Below are 470 nucleotides of genomic sequence, written 5' to 3'. Positions count from 1 at the left end.
ATTCGTGCCTGGCTTGTCGACCCCGACATTGCCGAAAAAGGCAAAGGCAGGGCCTAATCCGCCGCTGCCGCCGTAACCTTCTTGGACGCGGCCCGCTGTCGCCGCATGCGCCGTTTGGCGACGAGCTTGAGAGCGACCGGCGGCTCGTTTGAGAGCGCGCCCAGCACGGCGTCGACCATGCCATGCGCCACGAAATCCGCGTTCAAGTCACGGGCCAGTTTGTCGGCCGTCTCCTTGTCCTCGCTGCCGGTCTCCGACCAGAACACGATTCCCACCCGAAGTGCGGCCTTGGCACGCTTCAGCCGGCGAACCAGAAAACGGGCGTGCTTGACGGAATCCCGGTTCAGGAATCCGACCACGACAGTGTCGACGGTTTCGAGCTCAAGGCGGCGAATGCTGGCGGGCTCCATATCCGCAAAGCCGGCTTTCGATACCGTCGCGCCCTGGACCTCCAGCACCTGCGCCAGCAT

The 470-nt window shown here is 64.3% G+C and carries 1 pseudogene; it reads right to left on the bottom strand.

Annotated elements, in window-relative coordinates:
• Positions 1 to 53 precede the first annotated feature (53 nt).
• A pseudogene (locus tag EN906_RS36820) lies at positions 54 to 470 on the bottom strand (AI-2E family transporter); the annotation flags it as partial.

This window comes from Mesorhizobium sp. M7A.F.Ca.CA.004.06.1.1 (assembly GCF_003999135.1).
Taxonomy (GTDB): Bacteria; Pseudomonadota; Alphaproteobacteria; order Rhizobiales; family Rhizobiaceae; genus Mesorhizobium.
The sequence above is the reverse complement of the archived record's forward strand: the minus strand, read 5'-3'. Positions and strand labels throughout refer to the sequence as shown.